Here is a 19,404-nt window from a genome sequence, read left to right on the forward strand (position 1 = left end):
ACCTCCGTTCAAGGGGTGTCGGGTACGGCGCGGTACGCCGCCACTTCTTTGAAGCCTGGGCCCGGCAGGCTTACCGCCACCACATGGGCACCGGCCAGGCCCTGGCGCCGCCCCGGGCCGAAACCCAATGCCGGGGTCAGGCCGGTATTCACGCCATGCAGTTGTTCCAGGGCGTTGACCAGTTGCTCGCGACTAGCATCGCGGCCCACCTGCCTGAGCGCTTCGACCAGCAGCCGCCAGGCGCACAACGTGTTGACCTGCAACGCGGCCTGACGCGCATCCAGGCCCTGGCGTTGCTGCACACCCGTCAAGGCCGCGCGGCCCTCGGCGGTCCAGTCGCCGGGGACGAAGGGATAGGCCAACAACAGCCGTTGCGACCATTGCGCCGGCAGGCCCGGCAGGCTGCCGGCCACCTGGGCCGAGGCGGCCAGCAGATAGGGCTGGCGGCCTTGGGCCAGCAGCGCGGCGGCCAATTCACTGAAGCCCTGGGCGCGGCCGAGGTAGAGGATGCCCTCGCCCGTCACCGCCTGGCCATCGAAGGCCTGTACTGGCGGTGGCTGCATGCCCAGCTGGCTCAGGCGTTGCTGCAGGGCCGTGGCGGCAGCGGCTTGATCGTCGCCGGCATACACCACCTGCAGCGCATCGGGCGCCAGGCCCAGGGCCTCGCGGGCATGCAACGCCACACTGAGCAACTGCTCGGGCAGGCCCGGCAATGGGTCGAATACCTGGGCGCTGCCGCCATCGCGTGGCGTGGCGCCGATCAGCGGCACGCCGGCCTGCGCCAGCGCGCGGCTGTCGAGCCAGGGCGCCAGCGGCGCGATCAGGGCGAACACCCGCTCTTGTACCAGCAGTGTATCCAGCGCCCGGGCAGTGCCGGGTGCGTCAAAGCCGGGGTCGGCCGTTATCAATTGCAGGCGCCGGCCGTGCAGGCCGCCCTGCTGGTTGAGCTGCGCGATGCCATCCTCCAGCACCGCCCGCACCACCCGCCCGGCCTCGGCCAGGGGCCCGCTTTCCGGCAGCAGGGTGCCCAGACGCAGTACGCCCTCCTCCACGCCCGGGTCGCGTTCATCGGCCAGGCGCTTGAGGTACGCGGTGAGGTTGCGCTGGTCGGCCAGGCTCAGCTCGAAGCGCGGCATGGCCGGGTCCAGGCGATTGCCGGCCGGGTCGATACCGGTGCGGATCACCCGCGCCAGGCTGGCGTCGCTGTAGGCCGGGTAACGCCGGCTATTGGTTTCGCGCTCACCCTGCGCCAGGGCCAGGCGCTGCCAGTCCAGGCTGGGCGGGCGCACGCCGCCCTCGGCGCGGCCACGGCCATCGTTGCCGTGGCAACTGGCGCAGGGCAGCACGCTGGCCGGCACGCTGATGTCGCTGGCGCCGACTCGGGCCTGCAGCTGGGCGTCGCTGCTGGAGACGCCTTCGCGGTACAGGCGTTTGCCGGCTTGTTCGTGTTCGCTGAGGTCCAGGGCCAGGGCTGGGGTGCACAGGGCCATCCACAGTGCCAGCCCCATGATTCGCGCAGAGATTTGCTTCACCTGTTCCGGCCCCATCGCTGGCAAGCCAGCTCCCACAGGAGGTGCCTTATATCTGTGGGAGCTGGCTTGCCAGCGATAGGGCCAGCAAAGCCAGTGCAAGTAGAGCGCCCCTGCGCCGAACATGGCGTTCACCGCCCCGCCAACGGTTGGGCCAGCAGCTGCATGCGCTGGGCGATGGCGGCGGGCGGTGCGTCGGGGCGGATCTTGCTCCAGCGCTTGCCGGCCACGTCACCGGCGATCAGCTGCGTGGAGTGCTGCTCGGGGCTGGGCAAAAACTGCCCCAGGCGCCCCAGCACCAGGTCGACGCTGGCCTTGTCACCGGTGAGAAACAGCCAGTTCGGCCCGTCCACTCCCTGCTTCTCGGCAAAGGCCTTGAGCACTTGCGGGGTGTCGTTGAGCGGGTCGCTGCTGACCGAAACGAAGGTCACCTGCCCCGCCAACTCGGGCCCCATGGCCTCGCGCACTTCGCGCAGCTTGCGGGTGATCAGCGGGCAGGCGTCGTTGCAGTGGGTGAAGATCACGTTGAGCATCACCACCTTGTCCTTCAGCACATCGCTGTAGAAGCGCAGCTCGCGGCCGTTCTGGTCCTTGAGCACGGTGTCGGTGAACCAGGTCTGCGCATCACGGGTGCCGCCACCGCTCGCCATGGCCTGCGGTGCCGGCTGCGGCGCCGGCGCTGGCGCATGGCCCTCGTGGGCGAACGCCACCGAAGCGAGGATCCACAGGCAGGCCCCCAGCACCACCCAGTCGAAGCCGCGCATGCTGGCGCGGCGTGTGCTCAAGCTGCTCATGGCTGCACCTCTTTGCCGGCGATTGCCGTGCTCTTGGCATGTACCCGCCGCGCGCTCAGGCGGTTGACCTCGGTGATCAGCACGTTGGGGTCGGTGAAACCGTAGAAGCGCGTCCAGTGCCCGCTGCGCCCGTCACCCACCAGGATCAGTGGCGGGTGCTCGCTGAGGTTGGCGCTGAAACTGCCCAGCCCTTTGAGCGTCTCGGTGATGGCGTAGGGTGACCCGGTCAGCCAGCTCCAGCCCGGGCCGCGCTGGAACGCCTTGGCGTAGTCGGCCAGGCGTTTGGCGTCGTCGCGCTGGGGGTCGACGCTGATCGACACCAGGCGGATTTCCTCGCCCACCCGCCCGCCCAGCTGCTGCTGGACCTTGCCCATGATCGACGAGACCACCGGGCACACCGTGGTGCAGCTGGTGTAGATGAAGCCCATCACCACCAGGTGGTCGCCCACCAGGTCTTTTTCCAGGCGCACCGGCATGCCGTTCTGGTCCAGCAGCGCGACATCGGCAAAGCGCACGCTGGCTTTTTCCTGGTGGACGGCGGGCGGTGCCTGGGGCGCGCCGCCGTGATCATGGCCGGCGTGGGCCAGGGCCAGGTCGCTGGCCAGCAGCAGGCTCAGGGCAAACAGTTTTCCGGCATCGACAGGGTTCATCGCAGACTCCTGGGTTCCCCTTGGGAAGCAGTAGGCGCCGTGGCGGCCGGCAGCACGCGCAGGCTGGTGTAGTTGTCTTCGGCAAACTTGCGCCCCAGGCTGGGCGACTGCACATGCAGGTACCAGGCGCCGGCTTCGGCCAGCTCCAGCGAGGCCTGGTAGACGCCCTCGCCCACTTCGGTCAGCGGCAGGCTGCGCGGCAGCGACGACGGCGCGAGGAAGTAGCGCAGGCTCAGGTCGCGCAGGCCCGGGCGTGGCTTGCCGTCCTCGCCGAGGATGCGCACCTGGGCCACGAACGGGCTGTGCTGCAGCAAGGGCTGTTCGGTGCCGAGGAACTCGGCGTGCACCACCTTGCGCAAGCCGGCGTCCGGCAAGGCCGCCACGTCGGTGCTGAAGCAGTGGATGATCTGCGGCTGGTTGAGCAGGAAGGCCACATCGAAGGTGCCGGCCGCCGGCAGCTTGACCGTGGAGCCGTACACCCCCGGCGCCACCTCGCGCAGGCTGCGGTCGATGACGATGGCCGCGCGGGCCTGGTGGCCGCGGTTGTTGTAGCCCGACATCGGCGCGTTCATGCCTTCGGCATAGAAGTAGGTGGTGTTGTCCACCGGGTTGACCACGAACACCGAATTGTCGTCGCGCGACACGCTCACCCCCTGGGCCAGCGGCAGGTCGCCAGCCTGTCGCGGCGCCGCGGGGCCGGCCTCGAAACCCTGGACGATCGGCGTGCGGCCCTGGCCGAGGCTGGCCAGGTTGATCATGCTGACTTTCGGCGAGGCCAGGCCGCGCACGTAGGCATAGCCCTTGGTGAAGGTCAGTTGGTAGGGCTCGGCGGCCACCGGGATGCGGTGGATCAGTTGGTCGTTGCTGGCGTCGATCACCAGCGCCTGGTTCTCCAGGGTGTTGAGCACCACGCCAAAACGCCCGTCAGTGCTGAAACGCATCGGCCCCAGCCCCGGTTCGGCCTGGACCGTGTGGCGCACATGGTGGCTGCGGGCGTCGATCACCCGCACCGTGCCCTCCTGGCCATCGACCACGTACACCGCCTGGGACAGCGCCGAGTAGGCCACCGACAGCGGGTGCGGGCCCACCTTGAGGGTTTGCACCAGGCGCATGGCGGCGGTATCGATCACGCTCAGGGTGCCGCCGTCACGGTTGCTGACGAAGGCGTAGCGCGAGTCGGCGCTGAAGGCGATCTCGTGGTGGCCGGAGCCGGTGATGAAGGTCTTGAGCATGGTGCGGCTGGGCACGTCGATCACCGTCACCCCGCCCTTGCCCGGATCGCTGCTGTTGTTGCCCACCCACAGCAGGCGCTGGTCCGGCTGCAGGGCCACGCGCAGGGGCTGTTCCCCGGCATCGAGGGTGGCCACGCGGCGGAAGGTTTCGGTGTCGATCAAGGCCACCTGGTTGCGTTCGGGCATGGACACGAACACATGGCGGTCGTCGCGGGTGGCGACCCAGTCCATGGGCCGGCCCGGCAGGTCGATGCGCGCCAGGGTACTGGTCACCCCGCCCACCGACACCGTCGGGTCGATCACCGTGAGGCTGGCGTCCTTGTTCAGCACCAGCAGGAAGTAGCTGTTCAGGTCCAGCAATGGCCGGGCGCCGATGCTGCTCTTGAGGAACAGCGCCACCCGCGCCTTGCAGCTGCTGTCACGGTCGCCCACCGGCGCCGACTGCGCCGGGTCCAACCAGGCCCCCGGGGCCATCCCCGACAGCGGTTGGCCGCTGGCCTGGTCGCTGACCTTGAAGCGGATATTGGCGAAGTCGCCTTCGCGCAACTGGGCGCCGGCCAATGGCCGCGCCTCGAACTCCACTGTCACCCCGTCGCGGCTGAGGCGGTGCAAGGCTTGCGGGTCGGCGGGCTCCTGCAGCAGCTCGCGCGGGTCGCACCAGAGTTTTTCGTAGGCGACGCCCAGGCCGATCAGCGCCCAGCCCAGCACAAGCCCCATGTAGGCGGGGCGCAGTTTGCGGTTCATGGGCAGGTACCCTTGTCGACCAAGAGGCAGGCGTGCACGCACGGGGCTATGACAAAAAGCGGGATAACCATGCTGCACCTCCAGGGAAGACAAGGGTCTGCGGAGGCTGTAGCAAGCGCTATGCCAGGAATAATATTGTTATTTATCAGTTAGTTGGGATGACAACCCGAGAGGATTGGGGAGGTTCCCCCAAGGCGATTCCCCGAAGCCGGGGCCGGCGGTGTGACGCCCAAGGGCCTGTCTTGAAATCGCATGAGGGCTACCAAGTGCATGGCGACAGATCTGCAGCGCTCTCAAGATCGAGCGCCGCCCGCGCGGCGCTCGATCTCATAGGCGCTGCAAAAACACCGGCAGCCACCTGGTGGCCCTCACCCAATCTCCCGCCATGCCCCCAGCCCCCCCAAAAAACAAAAGGCAACCGCGATCCCCCGCGGCGGCCCTCCAACACCTCTCCCCCTTTACTGCGCCGGTGCCGTCGCCGGCGGTGGCTCATTGGTCACCCGCAAGATCCCCCACAAGCCCGACATGTTCCCGTACGCCGCATAGTCGCGGAACAAGTAATCCCCCGGCACCGCATTCCCGCCCCCGGCGCTGGACAGCATGAAGCTGAAGTGCGCCGCCGGCAGCACGCTCTCCTGCGCGCCGATATACATCGCCATGGGGTTGTAGCCAAAGCGCACCGAACCAATGCCCGGCAAGCCCATGGGGTAACCGTCGATATCGCTCTTCTCGGCCTGGTAGTTGTGCAGCGGCCACAGGTGCCCGTCGAGCTGGTAGGTAATACCGCGGCTGCCACCGCTGGGCATCAGCACGTGCTTGCGCAGCGGCTGCCCAGGCTTGGCGTACAGCACCGGGGTCTGTGGGTCGCCGCCAACCAGGGCATTGCTGTAGGCCATGTGCGCGTTGGGCACGTCGGCGAAGCCCAGGCCGTCGGCATGACCGAACGGCGCGTCCGGCGCCAGGCCGAAGCGCAACCACAGCGGCTCGGTCTTGTAGTTCATGGCCATGTTGCCGTTGTCCTTCGGATCCCCCGGCACGCCGTTGCCTTCGGTGGCGATGCCCTCCACCGGGCGGCCATCGGCCCAGCGCATGTTCAGCGAGCGCTGCCACACCGTGACGAAGTCGCGGTAGTCCGGCTGGCCGCTGACCTTGACCGTGGCCTGGGCGCGGCTGGCCGCGTCTTCGGTCCAGGTGGCGGTCTGCGGCAGGACGCTCATTGCACCGACCAGGCCCTTCTGCGGCTGCTTGATGAAGTCCGCCGGGGCCAGGTTGAGGCCGCCGAACTCGATGGCGGTGGTGTTGATGTTGTCCACCGTGCGCCCCAGCTGCAGGGTGGGTTTGCCTTCGCGCTCCAGGTGCCCGGCGTAGTACTGGTACACCCGGCTTGGGTAGGCACCACTGTTGCCGGGCCGGGGCGGTACGGTCTGCACCGGGTTGGCGCCGACGTTGGCGCCGTCGGACTTGGTGATGTCGTAGGCCAGCAGCTGGGCGTGCAGGCCCACGTGGCTGGAGGGGCGCATCAGGTTGTTGTTGAAGGCGGTGGAGCCTTCACCGTCGAAGCGGTCGCGCTTGACCACGTTCTGCATCACGGCGGTGCTCGGCAAGTCGGGCATCACCAGCGGCAGGCGGTTCTCCAGGGTGATGCTGATGCAGTCGCCGGCGTTGGCCCGCAGCACCAGCGGCTCCACCGGCACCCCGGCCTTGAGCTTGCCGGTGCCCGGGTCGAGGTCGGCCTTGCGCACGTACAGCACCGCGGTCGGGTCGTGCAGCGGCGCGCTGTGGCCGCCGATGGTGAAGGGCTCGCCATCCTCAGGGTCGACCCCACTGACCAGCGGGATGCTGGTACGGCGGCTGTTGAACACCAGGGTGCCTCCGTTGGCCTTGAGCGCGCCGCCGACATGCTGGCCGATGCCGGCCGGGTCGTTGATGCTCACGCCGTGACGGTTCTCGAGGATGTCGTTGGCCAGGGCCGCAACGATCTCGTAGCTGCGCTTGACCGTCGGCCGGGTACCCACGCCATTGGCGTTGGCCGTGGTTTTCGGGCAGATGCCGTCGAAGTTGACGGTATTGCGCATGGCCACCGGCTGCGGGTTGTTGGGCAGCGCGAACAGGTCGGCGCGCTGGGCGGTGTAGTTGCGCATCACGCCCCAGATACCGTTCCAGTAGCCTTCCAGGGCGGCATCCATGGAGTACAGGTAATCGCCGTTGGTGGCGGCGGAGCTGGAGATCATCGACACCGGCGCCATGAAGCCCATCTGCTCGGAGATACCGATCATCTGCGACGACTTCCACCCGGAGTTGGAACTGTTGCCGAAGCCTGAGCCGTTCTGCAGCCACTTCACGCCGTGCAGGGTGACGTTGTGCTCCTCTTCATGGCCGCCGGCATGCAGGCGCAGGCGCACGTTGTCGCCGCTGTAGGTGCGCAGCATCGGCGTGAACGGGTCGCCCGGCTCGCTGCCGGCCTTGTTGATGTGCGGCGGGAACTGCGTGGTGCCGCCGGTGGGGCCGACCGCCTGGGTGATCGCCGAGGGCGCCAGGTTCATCGCCGGGATGGCGCGGTCGGTGCGTGACTGCAGGGCGTAGGCCAGGTCGCCGCCGAGGCCGTCGGCCTGCATGCCGCGCTTGCCGTCCGGGCCGACCTTGTTCGGGTCGAACACGCGCAGGGCCAGGGGCTCGTTGCGGTAGTTGACGACGAACATGCCGGGGTCATCCACCGAGATCGCCTGCGGGCATGGCCGGCTCGGGCAACCGGGGTTCAGCCCGCCACGGGACTCGACCACCGACTCCAGCAGGTTGGAGGCGGCCTGGCGCACCGGTGGGTTGATGGCGTAGCGGAAGCTGTCGGCGGTGGCCGGGTAGCTCTGCCCGTCGGGGATGCCGTTGGGGCCGGCGCCCACGTACACACCGGCTTCATAGGCGTGCTGGAAGTCGCTGTATTCGAGGAAGAACTCGCGGTAGCTGTCGTTCTTGCCGTCGCCGTCGTGGTCGCCGGTCTGGATCACCGCCTGCCACGAGGTCGGCCCGCCGTCCTGGCGAGTCGCCGGGTTGTACAGCTGCTCGCCGGTTTCGGCGTGGTACCAGGTAGACCCGGCAGGCTCCGCCAGCACGGTGGCGTACAGCCCAAGCTGCTGGTGGGTCGATGGGCCAAGGTGGTCGTGGGTGAAGATGGTGCCCAGGCCACGGTCGACGTTATGCACGTTGACCAGGGGGTCGGCGAACCAGCGTTGCATGGCGGTGCGCGCACCCAACCAGTCGGCCCGGCCGAAGCGGCCGAAGAACGGGTGCTGCTTGGCTTTCGGGCAGGCGGCGGTGCCTTCGCGGGCATCGCCCTCGGTGCAGTTGTTGAAGCTGCGGATGGCCTGCACGCGCTCGACCACGCTGCCGGGCGAGAGGATGCCGTCCTCGTAGTTCCAGCCGTTGGCCGAGCCGTCGGCGGCGGTCAGGTCCCACTTGGGCAGGTGGATGTGCTGGCCGATCACGTCCGTGGGAGTGCGCACCTGGTAGTCGTCCATTTCATAGAACGACGGGATCAGGTTGGTGTGCACGTACTGGGTGCAGTCGAAGGTGTTCATGCGCATCACCAGCGGCTCCGGCGGGCGTTGCTTGGTGATCACCGGCCAGGCGTCCTCCCACAGGGCGAGGATGCGCGCCTGCGGGAAGTGGTAGCCGACCTTGTTGTATACCGCGTCGAACTGGATGTTGGCGGCCTTGTAGATGCGTGGGCGGTCGGCGGTGAAGGCGGACGAGCCGCGGAAGCTCATGCCGGTCAGGGTCTCGCCACTGTTGAACTCGCCCACCCCGGACGACTGGGTCAGGCGCTTGCCACGGTCATCCATGCAGGGCTCGTAGAACGGCGCGCCGGCGGTGGGCAAGGCGCCGTTGGTGCGGAACGCCTTGGCCACCGGCGTGCCGCCGGGGACCAGGGCGAAGCTTGGGTGTTCGGCCTTGGCATGGAACTGCATGGCCGCCTGTTCGACCTCGGTGCCCTCTTCGGGCAGGTAGATCGGCTTGGCCTTGTGCAGCACCTTGGAGAAGTCCAGCCGGGTGGTGGTGGTGACCGCCTCGCCACCGGCGGACACGCCGTCCAGGGCGTGGCGACCGAGGCCACCGTCCCAGCCATCGACCTGGTTGGCGTCGAGGTTGGCCCACAGTGCCTTGCCGCTGTCCTTGAGCTGGCGCGCCAGGGCCGGGTCGAGCATGTCCAGCGGCGGAGTTGGCGGGCGCTGGCCGACGCTGCTTTCCATGCCGCCGATCCAGAACGGATAGCCGGGGTTTTTCAGGCTGCCGTCGGCGTTGCGGTTGCTTTCGCTGCGATCGACCAGGGCCAGGGAGCCCACGGCGCGGGGGGTGGCTGGCTGATTCGAATGATCGTCGTCGCCCTGCTCCTGGTCATCGTCGTCATGCTGGGCTACCTGCGTCTCGCCGAGCTTGGGCACCACGGTGACCTTGCCCGGCATCGGCGCCATGGCCTTGCCCGGCAGCGGCACGATGGCCGGGATCGGCGTGCCGGCGATGATCTCGCCGTCGGGCAAGGCCCGCGCGCCATTGGCCGGCTTGCCGCTGCGCAGGGCGAACGGCGTGCTGTGGAAGCCGTTCTCGCCCTCGCCGCTGACCTCGAGCCGGGTGCCTGGCTCGAACACATCGTGCACCCGCCACATGGCCCACATGCCCTGGGCGAAGTGCGGGTAGAAGTGGCAGTGGTAGATGGCATCGCCCGCGACCCGGTTGCGGTTGCCCGAACCGCCGTTGGCGATTTCGTAGGTGTAGCCCACGCCCGGGCCGATGCCCTGGGCGTCGATGTAGTCGGAGTTGTCGTCGTTGGGGTTGAACAGCCACTGGTGCCCGTGCAGGTGGAAGATGTGCTGCTCGTGGCCATTGTGGGTGTTGCGGAACTTGGTGAAGTCACCGATGTAGCTGTGGTGCACGTTGGCCGGCTCCGCCGGGTACAGGGCCATGGTGGCCTTGACCCCGGTGGCGCTGGCCGGCGGTACTTCGCCCGGGCGGATGCGTTCCAGGCCGACGTTGGCCGGGATGTCCACCAGGGTGCCGATATCGCCGACCGTATGGGCACTGAGGAAGAACTCCTCGTAGGCGCACGACAGGCAGTCATGCATCGGCCCTACGCCAAGCCGGTTGGCCACCACCTCGGCGCCCATGCCGCCGGAGCCGTAGTTGATCATGAACGAGTCGCGGGTCGGCTCCAGCACATGGCCCATCACCGGGTCTGCCCAGTAGCCGGGGAAGGCCTGGGTGCCGGCCACTTCGTCGGCGAACTGCGCGGCGAAGTCGCGGAACGCTTCCAGCCGGTTGGGCAGCGCCGGGTTGCGCTTGCCGACGCTTTCCAGCGGGTAGGTGTTCTTGGGGAAGCTGCCGTCGGGGTTGGGGCCCATGACGATGGCGTCGGTCTCGCTGTTGAGGATCTCGTTGCCGTCGACCATGGCGATGATCGGTTTGCCGGCCTTGCCTTCGGCGATCCAGGGTTCCAGCTGCGGGTAGCGTGCTTCGTAGTTGATCACCGGCTGGCCGGTGGCGGTGCGGCCGGTGGTAGCCAGGCGCATTTCTTCTTCGGTGAGGGTGTTGCGGTAGGTGCGCCCACCTTTGGGCACTACCGCCACTTGGCCAAACAGACCGTTGGCGACGTTGCCGGCACCGCCCTGGCCGCCGAAGGTGGCGCCCTGGCTGGTGACGGCGAAGGCGCCTTCGCGCTCGGCGTACAGGGTGTAGCTGCGGGTGCCACCGGGGGCGACCAGGAAGTTGCCGTTGCGCCCGGTGTTGGCGGCGATGTCGGCGATGCTGGTGACCGCCTGCATGCCGTTGACCTGGAAGCCGACGTGACGGTCGCTGACCTGCTCGTCGGCGATGAAGTGCTCGCCGCCTTCAGCGTCCGGCAACTCGACTTCTTCACCCTCCTCGCCTTCGGGCTCCTCGGGTTCGATGCCGTGCTTGTTGGGGTTGGCCTGGTAGGCCAGCAGGTTGGTCAGGTTGACCGTCAGGCAGTCACCGGCGGCCACCCGCAGCACGATCGGCCGCGGGCGTTTGTCCGGGCGCAGGGTGACCTTGCCGGGGACGGCCGCGCCGCCTTTGCTCAGCGGCACCAGATGCTCGTCCACCACATCCTGGCGCAGGGCGAACAGCATGCCGTTGGCATTCTGCGCGCCGAGGCGGTTGTACATCAGCGGCTGGTCGAGGGCCACCACGTTGGCGGTCAGGGTGCGCTGGCATTGCACGGCCGCTTCGCCGCTTTCCTGCCAGCCCAGCAGGGCCAGCACCAAGGTGGTCAGGGCGGGGCCTTTGCGAGGGGTCGTCATGGGTCACCTCCGTGGGGCGCAAGGACTCTGCGAGGAGGTGAGCAAGGCTCATGCCACTAAAATTCTCTTTTTATTTCAATAACTTGAGATTGTCAGTGGTTAGCAATCGGGGAAGATCACCCAATTGAGGCCCTTAATCGGGGGCATTAGCGCTGCATGCAACGCTGGTAGCGCTCGTCCACCCGGCCAGCGAACCAGGCCGTGGTCAGCTTGCGGGTGATCTTCGGGCTTTTCAGCTCGATCCCCGGCAGCACCGCGCGCGGCAACGGCTTGCCTGCCTTGGCTTCGGCCAGCCGGAACACGCCCTGGTACAGCTCGGTTTCTTCAAGCTCCAGGCCCCCCTCCTGCTCCAGCTGCGCACGGATCTGCGGGTTGCGCAGCCCGAGTTTCGGCCCCAGCTTGCGCGCCGCCTGCTCGGTCTTGCCGGGCAGGATTGCACCGGGGGCGATCAGGTCACCGTCCAGTGCCAGGGTGGTCACGCTGGCGCGGCCCAACGCCGCCTGGAACGCCGCGTTGCGGCTGGCGTACCAGCCGGCGTTGAAGTCGGCGAAGCGGTACAGCGGGCGCTCGTAGTGGGTGGGGTAACCCAGCAGGTGGGCGATGCCGAAGTACATGCCGCCGCGTCTGCTGAACACTTCCTGGCGAATCGTGCCTTGATAGGCGTAGGGGTAGCCCTTGGCATGCTGCTCGGCAAAGTCGATGCTGACCTGCATCGGCCCACCGGTATGCACCGGGTTGAGGCCGTCGAGCAGGGTCCGGCCGAGGGGCAGGCGGCCGATCACTTCGTCATACAGGGCGCTGAGTTGTTTTTCGCTGCGCACGGCGAGCAGCCGCTGCTGGTAGGTCTTGCCGTTGCTGGAGGTTGTTTGCAGCGCGCCGTCGACCAGCAGCTTGGGGATATGCAGGCGCGCGGCGCGGCGGTCGATTTCCTCACGGGCGATACGGCCCAGGTTGGGCACCTGCGGGTCGGCGTTGAAGGTCGACTCCTGCTCGGTCACCGCCAGCACGGCGCACAGGTTGCCCTTGCTCGGCGCGATACCCTGGGCCTGGAACGCCACCTGGATGTCCTCGGCCCAGCCCTGGCGGTCCTTGAGCTGCGCCGGCAGCAGGCGCAGCAGCTGGGCACGGACCTTGGCCGGGTCGCTTTCAGCGGCCTGCTCCGGGCGACCGGCGCAGCCCTGAAGCAGTACCAGGAAGGATGCGCTCATCAGTAGCAACCGTTTTGTCATCGGTCATGCTCTCCGGTTCTGTGGCTGGCAAGCATAGGCTCATTGCAAACCCCAAAAGAAGGGAGGTAGAAAAATACTGAGCTCAGGTGTTGCACTCAGCTTTCGCCCTTGGCCTCACGACCCGCACCATCAAAAGAAAAATCAACACCTAACCTGCCTCAGCGCTGCATCTGCATGAACTTGTTGCCTTGGGGGCGCACGACTTCTCGTTGCAGATGGTCATTATTTAGTTCTCAAGAAATTTCCCCAAAAAAATCTCAATCGCTTCTGCCGCGCCTTCATCTTCGTACTCATCCCACAAAAACTGCAAGACGCTTGCTATCGCTTTTTGCTTCTCAACACTCAAAAGGCTTAGCCTATATGTAGCATCCTTGCTGATATATAAGCTTAATCTATAAGCCAGGGACTGCGTCAAAACATCACCTTCCTCGTATCGCTCGGTCGCCATTAGCAAATACGCCGGAAGATAGTAATCAATGCCAAGAGGCGTCATAAACGTAAGACACGCCGACGAGCCCCCTACGTAGTCATCATGGAAGCCCTTTAAAGTAAGAACCCACCAACTCCTTCCCGAAAAATACTCTCGGATCTGTAACGGCTCGGGGCACACGGAATCCACTATACTACTTGCATTAGGCGCATCTTCCCTTCCAAAGGCAGCTTCAATCATATTCCTAATCGCTTTCTTTCTTGAGCTCAGCGAATCTTCTTCTCGCATATTGACCCCTTCTCAGGCTTCTGGGTCTGTCTCAGCTGATTACCCCTGGTGGGGGACGATTTTGCGGTGCAGGTTATCGCGTTCGTAGGCCAGCATTTCGTGATGATCAAGCATGATGCCCAGCAGGTAACTGGCCTATAGATATTCACTTCAGTGCATAGACCTTTTACAAATAATCCGCCCACATATAATTCAAGGCCTCTTGCGCATCTTCATCATCAAATTCAGACGCCAGAAATCGCAGCACTTTTGCAACCGCTCTCTTCTCATCGTCACTCAAGGTGGAGATTTTATAGTAATGATCATCCTTAGCATACATAAGCAACCTTGAAGCAAACTCCAAGGTCACAACATCACCCTCATAATAACGCTCTACAGCAAGCAACAAATACAGCGGGATATAATAGTTTCTGCCTTTTGGTGACATAAACGAAAGACATGCTGAGCTGTCCCCAGAATAGTCAGAGCACAGGATTTCGAGTGTAATATCCCACCAAGCCCTACCATTAAAAAATCCCTGATTCTTATAGGCTCAATAAATTCAGTATTGATTATCTCGTCAGACCTTGGTGGGTTTTTCTTACCGAAAGCATGCTCCACGTCAAAGCGGACCTCTAATTGCGCATCACTTAGTGAATTATGCTCTCGCATCTAGCTGCCGCCTCCCACGCCTTAATTGATTCATTACGATATCCCAAGTCACCGCGCTGCAATTGTTTCGGCGTACGCTCGGCGTCCCACCGGGGCTGGCGCCAGGGCATCCCAATGTTCATCTTGTTTCTTACGCTAGTGTGGTGCTTCAGAAATACCGCTGAAAATCTGAGCTAGGCTTTGTAGGAGCTTACTTATTCTTGCCCACCCGAGTTTATATATTCATCCCCCCAGCGCACAGCAATCGCCCTCATCGCTTCCAACGCCTCCTCGTCACCGTACTCCTTCCAAAGAAAAACCAAAACCTCAACAATTGCTTTCTTTTTTTCAGTGCCATAAAGGCTCATACGATATAAGTCATCTCTCATTATCGACCTCTTTAACCCATAAGCAAAGTCTTCCGTAACAATGCCTCCATCATAATAATGCTCAGCTGCCATCAGCAGGTAGGCTGGCAGGTAGTATTCAACACCAGCTGAAGTCATAAATGTCAGGCAAGCAGACGAATCACCTATATAATCATCAAAAAGCCCTTGCAAAGTAATATCCCACCATCTTTTGCCGGCAAAGTAATCCTTGACTTGCAAAGGTTCCAAATGTAATGAGGATATAATTTCACTTGCGTCAGGTGGATTCTCTTTCTTGAAAGCTGCCTCAACCATTTTTCGGATACTTCCCTGTCTAGCATTTAACGTATCTTGGACTCGCATAATGCTACTCCCTCCCATGCCCTGATAGCTTGCTCTCTATGTGTCGCATCACCACCGGCGAAACAACGATTATTGACAGCCTCACGGGCCATCGCGCACTGCAAATTGACCTCTCGCAACTCTGACGCCAGAACAGGATCAGTAACCGACCTGCAACTCCGCTTGCCTCCTTTGCACGAAGCGTTTACCTCATCTTGCAGTTTTCTATGCTCTCCAGGCTGACAGTTTCCTGGTGGTGGCATATCAATACTCAACGGGCTGATTTTGCGCCCAATCAGGTCACGGTCTGCATCCTCTGACTTGGCGGTGTCTCCAGAAGTGCTAAGAACTGCCCCGACCGCAACAGCACCTGCAAGCGTTCCTATCAATGCTCCTGCACCACACCCAAGTGGTCCGGCCCAAGAACCTGCTGCACATCCGACCACTGGATTCAATCCCAAGGGGTCGACATAACGCAACGGATTCAAGGAAGCGTAGCTATAAGTATTAAGCCCCCCCTTCAGTCCGGAAGGATCCCTCGACACAAATCGACCGGTCTTCGGGTCCTGGTATCTAAACCGGTTGTAGCTCAGTCCGTTCTCATAGTCATGGTACTGCCCCTGGAAGCGAATCGGGTTGCCTAGGCCGTGCTGCTTGGCCCACGCCGAGCGCTCTTCGCGCACCTCACCCCAGGCCTTGTACTGTCCGGCCCAAGCGACATTGCCTTGCTCATCGGTCAGTTCCATCGGTGTGCCGAGGTGATCGCAGTGGTACCAGGTCATGGCATCGAACGGCACGGGCTTCACGTCTGTGTGCCACAGCGGATCCTGATCGAAGTCGTACTCGCGCTGGCTCCAGTCCGGCACCTTGTGCAGCCGGATCGGGCTCTTGCGCAGGGCCTGAGCCACCGGCACGAAGCTGTCCGGTTCATACAGGTAATGCACCGTACGCCCGGAATCGCCTTCATCGAGAGGCGGTGAGCTTTCCCAGGCCAGCGTGTCGCCATCCCAACCGAACAAGGTAAAGCCGCAGCCCAACTCGCGCTGGCGTTTGGCCCGTTGCAGCTGGTTCCAGCCGGTGCCCGCCTCGGGGCGATCCCAGAAGTGCGCCACCGAATGCTTGTGCAGGCGACGACCCAGGGCGTCGTAGCTGTAATCGACCTTGAGCTTGTCGTCGTTGTAACCGGCCAGCCGGTCGAACAGGTCCCAGGTGAAGTGGGCATGGGACCCGTTGTGCAACCGGTGGATCAGGTTGCCGCGTTCGTCGTACTTGTAGTGGGTCCCGGCGTACTCGCGCAGCAGGTTGTCCATCAGTTTGTTATGGCGTGCATCGGCTTCCAGCGGGCGATTCAGCTCCTGAGTCTTCTGGTCCAGCAGGTTACCGGCCGGGTCGAAGGCAAAGGTTTCCACGCCCAGGCGGCTGGTGGCCTTAAGCAGGCGGCCCACCGGGTCGTACTGGTACTCCAACGGACCACGACGGCTGTCGTGGATGTTGGTCAGCTGGCCGGCGACGTCGTAGCGGTACTGACGCTTGAGCAACGTGGATTGGCCGTCATGGCTGCCCAGCAGCTGTTCCTGCAAACGCCCTGCAGGGTCCCAGGCCTGGGTCTGCATCAACTTATTGCCCTGATGCCGCACGACTTCGCGGTGCAGGTCATCGCGCTCGTAGGCCAGCATTTCGTGCTGGTCGAGGGTCATGCCGAGCAGGTGGCCGCTGCCGTAAGTCAGCCAGCTGACCTTGTGGCCGTCCGGGCGAATCGTCGCGGTGCGCTGGTTGAGCGCGTCGTACTGGTGCTGCCACACCGCAACCATCGGCGTGCCGGTGGCCTGGTAGTACTGATGCTCGCGGCTCAGGTTGCCGGCGTCATCAAAGAACCATTGCAGCTTGCTGGCGGCGTTCACGGCCTGGATCAACTGGCCGTTACCGTCGTAGGCGAAGGTTTCGCACTGGCTCTGGTTGCCCAGGCGGGCCGTACGCTCACTCAATCGGCCCATGGGGTCGAAGGTCAAGTCGATACGGCGCTGGCCAACCTGGGTCGAGGCGAGGCGACCGTTGTGCGGGTCGTACTGGTAACGGGTGACCAGGCCATCGAAGCCAGTCTCCTGCAGCAGCCGGCCCATCGGGTCGTAGAGGAAAGTGGCCTTGCTCGCGTTCTCGTTTTCCAGGCCGATCAAACGGCCAAGCTTGTCCCAGCGATAACGCAGGGTATGTTCATTGGCGTCGACGCGTTCGCTCAGCAGGCCTGCGGCACTGTAGGCCCAGGTGGTGCAGCGGTCGAGGGCATCGACATGCGCCAGCAGACGCCCTTCGGCGTCGTAGTTGAAGCGTTCCTCGGTGTTGTCGCGATGGGTGACCTTCGCCAGTTGTCCGGCCTGGTATTCGTAGGCGGTGGTGTGGCCGGCCGCATCGGTGAAGTCGCTCAGCTGGCCGAAGGCGTTGTATGTCCACTGGCTGCGCTTACCCGAGCAGTCGGTGTACTCAAGCAACTGCCCGGCGGCGTTGTAGGCGAGTGTCTTTTCGTTGCCCAGCGCATCCTTGATCGCCTTGACCAGCCCGGCCGGGGTGTAGGCGAACTCGGTCTTGTTGCCCAGCGGGTCGACCGTTTCGACCAGGTTGCCGGCATCGTCGTAGCCGCGCAGCCACAGGCCGTCTTCGGCATCGCTGATCTTGATCAGCTGGTCCTTGTCGTCGTAGGCGTAGTGCACCACGCTGTGGTCGGCACGGATGTGCTGCAGGCGGTTGCTGCGTTCATCGTAGGTGTAGCGATCCTGGCTGCCGTCGGCGTGCAGGTGGCGGATCACGTTCTTGCGGGCGTCGCGGAACAGCCACTCCGAGCGCTCGTCGGCGTGCTGGATGCGGTAGGTGTAGCCCTCGGCGTCGTAGTAGTGGCGGGTCTGGCCGCCGTGGGCGTCGGTCACGGTGGTCAGGCGGATGTGCTCATCCCACGCCAGGCGGGTTTCGAAGCTGCCATCGTCGGCCCATTCGCGGATCGCCCGGGCGTGGGGGCCGCTGCCGTCCCATTCCAGGTTGAGGCCGCGCTCGGTGCGGTCGGTGTAGCGGGTGATCAGATGGTGCTGGTACTGGTAGCGCCAGGCGGCGCCGTGTTCGTCCTGGGCGGCGATCAGGTCGCCCTGGTCGTCGTAGTGGTAGGCGCACAATTGGCGCAGCGGCTTGCCGTCGACCACCTGCCACAGGCCCTGGATATGGCCGTGCTCATCGAGCAGCGTGCCCAGTTGCAGGTGCACCTTGGTCGGGTCGTTGTCGGCGTAGGTGTTGATGTCCGACAGCACCGGGCGGCCGTTGTGGCTGTGCTCGTAGTGCAGCATCGCGCCGACGCCGTTGCGCATGACGATATGCACCAGGTGGAAGCGCTCGCCGACGCGCTCGTAGGTCTCGTGGCGCTCCTGCCCGCGCGACAGGATGAGCTGGGTGTCGGTGGTGCGGGTCAGGCCACGGTACTCCACCGCGTCGTAATGGGTTTTGCCGACCTTGGGCAGTGGGTAGGCGTGGCTGCGGCCATCGATATCGTGCAGCAGCAGGCCATCGTCCTGCACATCGATGCAGGTGGTGAAGGCGGTGATCCAGCGGGCGCCGAGGCTGCCGCTGTCGAGGGCGGCCAGGCGCGAGTGGTAGGTGCGGGTCCAGGTGATGGGGAACGGGCCGGGCAGGCTGAAATCGGTGTGCTGCAGGGTCTCGCTGCCCAGGGCGAAGTTGATGCTGTTGCAGGTGTTGGCCGGGGCGCCGTTCTTGCACGGGTTGGCGGCCTGGGACGCGGGCGCCTGCTCTTTCTGGGTTTCCAGCTTGCCTTCGGCCAGCTGGTGGCGAGCCTTGCTGGTGCCGCCTGGCTTGATGTTGGCCACCACCACCTGGGGGTTGCGTTGGCGCCACTGTTTGACGCTGCTGGCCAGGGTCTGACTCAGGGCCTCGATGGAGCCGGGGCTGCTGGCATCGCCCAGCTTGAGGATCATGCCGCGCACCAGAGGCGCCAAGGTGCGCAGGTGCGCGCTGTGGGCCAGCAGTTCGGCCTTGGTCGTAGGGCTGAAGGTGGGGCTGACGTTGGCGCTGGTCATACCCTTGCCAGCGTGCTTGTAGGCGCTGAAGGCGCCGGCCAGGTAGTTGTCGAGCGTGGCCAGCGGGTTGTGCATCAGCGCGCTGCTTGGGGTGGATGCCGGGCGGGCGTGTCTTGGGCCGGCGCCTTCGGCCAGGGTGGCCAGGCCACTGGCAATGTCGAGGATGATCTGCTCGCCGAGGGTGGCGGCCTCGGCGAGGATGCCCTTGAGTTTGCCGGTGGCCTGGCTGACGAAATTATCGAGGCTGCCGACGATATCGGCGTTGAGGTGGCCGGCCAGCAGTTCGACCGAGGCATCGTCGAGCACCTGCTTACCCTCCTGGCGCACGAACAGCAGCATCGGCCGCAAGCTCATGCGCGCTGGTGCCTCACCGGCGGGCGAGGTGACCAAGGCGATCAGATTGAGGGCAAAGGTGGCGCAGTCGAGTGGGTCGGGTACCTGGCTGCGGGCCAGGGTAACGATAGCGCTCAGTGCTTCGATCAGGGCGATGCTGTTTCCCGCCACTGGCACATTGCCGGCGACGGTCTTGAGGCGCTCGAGGGTGGCATGGCCGGCACTGACTTCCCGCAGCCAGGTGTCGAACACTGCGGCGCCACGGCCGACGTCCTCGGCCTGGATTTCGGCGAGTGGTGTGATCGCCACCTGCAAGGCGCAGGGCTTCACATGGGTGTCGCAAGACCTTCCGGGCATGGAATCGCTGCTCCTGGTACCTGATCATCAAGGGCATCCAGGCAGATCGATTGCGCAGCACAGACAAGTTGCATACCAGGCCGCAGCCATGGTGCCCGGC

Annotated in this window: 9 protein-coding genes and 1 pseudogene; all 10 read right to left on the reverse strand. The window is 64.6% G+C overall.

The features are described from left to right. Nucleotides 1-8: 8 nt before the first annotated feature. On the reverse strand, nucleotides 9-1,490 hold the full coding sequence (locus tag LOY51_RS16460; RefSeq protein WP_258646666.1) for an ABC transporter substrate-binding protein: 1,482 nt from the start codon (nucleotides 1,488-1,490) through the stop codon (nucleotides 9-11). 170 nt (nucleotides 1,491-1,660) lie between these two features. Further along, entirely contained in the window at nucleotides 1,661-2,323 is a 663-nt protein-coding gene (locus tag LOY51_RS16465) for an SCO family protein (protein WP_125858997.1), read from the reverse strand. Next, the gene (locus tag LOY51_RS16470) at nucleotides 2,320-2,973 is read right to left on the reverse strand and encodes an SCO family protein (RefSeq protein ID WP_258642132.1); all 654 of its coding nucleotides are present in this window, start codon (nucleotides 2,971-2,973) and stop codon (nucleotides 2,320-2,322) included. The genes LOY51_RS16465 and LOY51_RS16470 overlap by 4 nt, the downstream gene beginning before the upstream one ends. Then, the gene (locus tag LOY51_RS16475) at nucleotides 2,970-4,949 is read right to left on the reverse strand and encodes a cytochrome D1 domain-containing protein (RefSeq protein WP_258642134.1); all 1,980 of its coding nucleotides are present in this window, start codon (nucleotides 4,947-4,949) and stop codon (nucleotides 2,970-2,972) included. The genes LOY51_RS16470 and LOY51_RS16475 overlap by 4 nt, the downstream gene beginning before the upstream one ends. 458 nt (nucleotides 4,950-5,407) lie before the next feature. After that, complete coding sequence (gene mnxG / locus LOY51_RS16480) at nucleotides 5,408-11,257, reverse strand: manganese-oxidizing multicopper oxidase MnxG (protein ID WP_258642136.1); 5,850 nt, start codon at nucleotides 11,255-11,257, stop codon at nucleotides 5,408-5,410. Nucleotides 11,258-11,403: 146 nt separating this feature from the next. Next, the gene (locus LOY51_RS16485; protein ID WP_258642138.1) at nucleotides 11,404-12,486 is read right to left on the reverse strand and encodes a DUF1615 domain-containing protein; all 1,083 of its coding nucleotides are present in this window, start codon (nucleotides 12,484-12,486) and stop codon (nucleotides 11,404-11,406) included. A gap of 226 nt (nucleotides 12,487-12,712) precedes the next feature. Further along, a complete protein-coding gene (locus tag LOY51_RS16490) occupies nucleotides 12,713-13,204 on the reverse strand; it encodes a DUF6714 family protein (RefSeq protein ID WP_258642141.1) in 492 nt (163 codons plus the stop codon). A 166-nt stretch (nucleotides 13,205-13,370) separates the two neighbouring features. Then, nucleotides 13,371-13,694: pseudogene (locus LOY51_RS16495) on the reverse strand (DUF6714 family protein); the annotation flags it as partial. A 355-nt stretch (nucleotides 13,695-14,049) separates the two neighbouring features. Beyond that, a complete protein-coding gene (locus tag LOY51_RS16500; RefSeq protein WP_125859004.1) occupies nucleotides 14,050-14,565 on the reverse strand; it encodes a DUF6714 family protein in 516 nt (171 codons plus the stop codon). Next, nucleotides 14,544-19,304 carry an RHS repeat-associated core domain-containing protein gene (locus tag LOY51_RS16505; protein ID WP_258642144.1) on the reverse strand — a complete coding sequence of 1,587 codons (4,761 nt, stop codon included), beginning with the start codon at nucleotides 19,302-19,304 and terminating at the stop codon, nucleotides 14,544-14,546. Before LOY51_RS16505 ends, LOY51_RS16500 begins: the two co-directional genes overlap by 22 nt. Nucleotides 19,305-19,404: the final 100 nt, after the last annotated feature.

Source organism: Pseudomonas sichuanensis (assembly GCF_024749065.1).
Lineage (GTDB): Bacteria > Pseudomonadota > Gammaproteobacteria > Pseudomonadales > Pseudomonadaceae > Aquipseudomonas > Aquipseudomonas sichuanensis.